Origin of the sequence: Microcoleus sp. (genome assembly GCF_049646505.1) — a bacterium.
Lineage (GTDB): Bacteria > Cyanobacteriota > Cyanobacteriia > Cyanobacteriales > Microcoleaceae > Microcoleus.
In genome coordinates, this window is the sequence record NZ_JBARVX010000581.1 from 1 (window position 1) to 3,137 (window position 3,137).

The following is a 3,137-nucleotide window of genomic DNA, read 5'->3' on the forward strand; positions in this document are numbered from 1 at the left end:
GAGTAGACAGAACAGAAATTAGTTCACCCAGCATCTGTCTCAATTGTGGCAGTAAAGAATTAAGTGAAGTAATTAACATCCACTCTCAGCAAGTAGCAAGTCTAGTAGCAAAACCAATCGAGGTCGTTGAATATCAGATACAATCGTGTAAATGCCTAGAATGTGGTGCAGTAGTTAGAGGAGAACAACCGCAGGGAATAGTTCCAGGACAAGACTTGAGCGTTAATCTCCAAGCACCCAGCGTCTGGCTGGGGAATTATGGGCATCTTTCCTACGAAAAGCTGACGCTCGTTGTTGTGGGAACTCGGCAGGGTTGAAGTGGGAGTAGGAACACTCCAAAAAACCAATCAACGAGTAGCAGCAGCGGTAAAGCCAGCTATAAATGCACTGTGGAAATGGGCAAAAGTGCAATCAAATGTTCATGTAGATGAAACGCCGGGAGTGTGTGATGGGGGTTAAAGAATGGCTATGGACGGCTAGTGGAGAGGGATTCTGTTTATTCACGTGGGGCGGATACCAGGGGACGTGTGGAACTAGAAACCATGCTGGGTACAGAATTTGCTGGGGTCTTAAGCTCAGATGATTTCAGCGTTTATAATGGTGGCACAATCACAGCCCAACAGAAGTGTCTAGCCCATTTACGACGGCATTTTAAGAAAGTGCTGGGACTTCCTGGCAACAATAATAATGCAGCAGTCGCTCAAATATTTCTTTCATTAATTGATGAAGCTTTTATCGCCCATGAGTCGGGAGCGAAAGACGAAGGATAAACTCACCTACGACTCCTGGGCAACTGATTTCAAAATACGATTGAATAAAGCCCTTGCCACTTGGTTGAACCAAGTTGGTTATGCTCTTCTGTTTGTTACTCAAATCCTTACGAGATAAGGCAGAACAATGGTGGTATTTTCTGGATGACCCCTCGGTGCCTCCTGATAATAATTTAGCAGAACGTTCTCTACGGCTAGCTGTCACGAAACGGAAAGTTTCTGGTGGCTCTCGTTCGATGCAGGGATTTGAGGAAACGGCTAATCTTCTCAGTGTGATTCAAACTTGTCGTTTTCAAGCTCGTTCAGTAATGACTTTTTTCCGTGAGGCTATTTCTGCCCATTCTTGTGACTTGGCTCTGCCTGAACTCATTCCCATTTTTCAGACCTGAATCCTTACAGAATTACTACCTCATTTTCGACAAAAATGGTTGACGAGAAAATCGAGACCATTGCCAGATAGTGTAAAACTTGCCTTAAAAAACTTTGAAAATATCTGGATAGCTGATGGCTCAACATTAGAAGCATTATTTCGTAAACTAGAAAGTTTATCAGATGTTCCAATTGGTCAATTATCCGGAAAAATGGGAGTAATTATAGACCTAGTAACTCATCTTCCCGAAGAAATTTGGTTTTGGGAAAATCCGAAACAAGCAGATACCCATTGGGAGGAAGATTTACTAAAAACAGTTAAGCCAAAAACCTTGCTGTTACTGGATAGAGGCTTCTATCACTTCGCTTTTTGGGAAAATTAATTGAGCAAGAAATTGGATTTATTACTCGAATTAAGAAAGGTGCATCTTATCAAGTCAAGCGGGTATTAACCAATACTTATGATGTTAAAGACCAGATAATTCAGATAGGTGCAGGAACAAAAAAGACACCAGCATTGACTATAAGATTAGTACAAATTCGCTCGAAAAAATCCTGGCGTTCTTATCTAACAAGTGTCCAAGAACCGGAGATATTGCCTCCCTATGTAGTAGCAGATTTATATCAAAGACGCTGGCGAATTGAAGAGGCATTTTGTACAGTAAAGAGACTCCTAAATTTAAGTTATTTATGGACAGGTTCGTTAAACGGAATCAAGCTACAAATCTGGGGTACTTGGCTATTTTATGCAGTCTTAGTAGACTTAGGAGATGCCGTTGCTGATGAATTAGGAGTACCAATTGAACGTATTTCATTAGAAATGATTTATCGGGGAATGTATCATTTTTCTGTGGCTTATCAAAAAGGATTAGCTTCTGACCTAGTTAAGTATTTTGCCGATGAGAAAAATCAAGATTTAGGGATTGTTAAGCGACGACGAAAACCTCATGTCAGGCTAATTATTTCTCCTTTCCCTGGAACTCAAAGAAGTCCCGAACAATTTTTTTTCAATAATTAATGAACAAATGGAGTCATATTTTAATTGGTATATCGGCAAAAAGATGGGTAATATTACTCATTGACAATAGTGTTTTTAGCTTAACTTGTGAGTAATGGACTACATTTGAGAGTACCTCGACCCTCTCATCAGGAAGCAGAATTTACGGAACAGGAACAATGGAAAAAAAATTAGCAAAAACGGTGACTCAAGTTCAAGAAAAGTACCCAGACGCCGATGTAGAAGTTTGGACAATGGATGAACATAGAGTTGGGCTTAAACCAATAATTAGACGTATTTGGGTAGATGAATGGACAGTACCCGTAGCATCGATAAATTGGCGATTTAAATGGTTATGGTTGTATGGCTTCGTTCACCCACAATCTGGAGAAACAAAGGCGTGGATTCTACCTTTTGTGAATACCGAAATTTTTAATCAAGTTTTAGCCGATTTCGCCCAACATTTTGAAGTCGGGGAAAATAAACAAGTCGTATTGACGTAAAGATCGAGCTGGATGGCATACCGCTAAAAAACTTGATGTACCGCAGGGCATTCATATTATAGAAATGCCATCTCACTCTCCAGAACTACAAAGGCGCAGAAAGACTATGGCCACTCACAAATGAGCCTCTTGCTAACCGAACATTTAAAAATCTTGATGAATTAGAGGAAATTTTATTTAATCGCTGCCAACAATTACTCCAACAGCAAGACTTAGTTCGAGGTTTGACAAATTTCCATTGGTGACCCCAAGTTGCGGCTTAATTATGGTTATGCTACCGGACATGATATCAAATATTATTCCTTATTGCTTAGTTTGGTAGGAGTGGACTTCGTTTGAAAAGAAGCGGTTTCAAGCGCCGAAAAACTGAAAATCAAGTCAAAAAACAAAGCCGCTGTCTGGAGATCAGAAAGCGGGTTTATTATGTAAAATATAAATCCCAGGCATCGAGCTATTTTCTCAGGCAGTGACCCGCCAAATATCTTCGCCACCGCAGCG

General features: G+C 40.5%; 4 protein-coding genes and 2 pseudogenes. 5 read left to right on the top strand and 1 reads right to left on the bottom strand.

Annotation, left to right across the window (positions count from 1 at the left end):
• The 5 genes and pseudogenes from WBA89_RS27390 to WBA89_RS27410 form a co-directional block, all read left to right on the top strand.
• Nucleotides 1–317, top strand: a pseudogene (locus WBA89_RS27390) (hypothetical protein); the annotation flags it as partial.
• Nucleotides 318–479: 162 nt separating this feature from the next.
• On the top strand, nt 480–770 hold the full coding sequence (locus WBA89_RS27395) for an IS66 family transposase (RefSeq protein ID WP_424410796.1): 291 nt from the start codon (nt 480–482) through the stop codon (nt 768–770).
• 80 nt (nt 771–850) lie between these two features.
• A complete protein-coding gene (locus WBA89_RS27400; protein WP_424410797.1) occupies nt 851–1,159 on the top strand; it encodes an IS66 family transposase in 309 nt (102 codons plus the stop codon).
• Nucleotides 1,160–2,157 (top strand): annotated as a pseudogene (locus WBA89_RS27405) (IS4 family transposase); the annotation flags it as partial.
• Nucleotides 2,158–2,315: 158 nt separating this feature from the next.
• Nucleotides 2,316–2,639, top strand: coding sequence for a hypothetical protein (locus WBA89_RS27410; protein WP_424410798.1), 324 nt, complete (start codon nt 2,316–2,318; stop codon nt 2,637–2,639).
• 296 nt (nt 2,640–2,935) lie between these two features.
• On the opposite strand, the gene WBA89_RS27415 is transcribed toward WBA89_RS27410, so the two are convergent.
• On the bottom strand, nt 2,936–3,137 hold a 202-nt coding region (locus tag WBA89_RS27415), incomplete at its 5' end, for a hypothetical protein (RefSeq protein ID WP_424410799.1).

Excerpts from the sequence above, each read along its gene's own strand:
- WBA89_RS27400 (WP_424410797.1), top strand. The coding sequence starts at position 851 with ATGCTCTTCTGTTTGTTACTCAAATCCTTACGAGATAAGGCAGAACAA.
- WBA89_RS27410 (WP_424410798.1), top strand. The coding sequence starts at position 2,316 with ATGGAAAAAAAATTAGCAAAAACGGTGACTCAAGTTCAAGAAAAGTAC.